The 250-nt window shown below is 58.8% G+C and carries 1 pseudogene; it reads left to right on the top strand.

Annotated elements, in window-relative coordinates:
- Positions 1–123: 123 nt before the first annotated feature.
- Positions 124–250: pseudogene (locus ACZYOF_RS44980) on the top strand (IS110 family transposase); the annotation flags it as partial.

Genomic DNA, 250 nt, shown 5'->3' on the forward strand with positions numbered 1-250 from the left:
TGTGAGGTTGATCAGGCTCGGCAAACGAGCCGCGTCACGCACGGGCTTGGACCTGGATAGCGACGCTTCGGAGGGACTGCTGATGCATTGCGATTGATGGCCTTGACACGAACCATCCCATGTGAGGATCGTCGACGGAGTTGTCGCGAGCGCAAGGCGCTGATCGTCGAGCGTGTCGCCCACGTCAATCGCATCAAGGGACTGTTGTTCTCGCAAGGGATCGCGAATTATGAGCCACTGCGCAAGGATC

It is taken from the genome of Bradyrhizobium sp. LeoA1Lang (genome assembly GCF_055413685.1).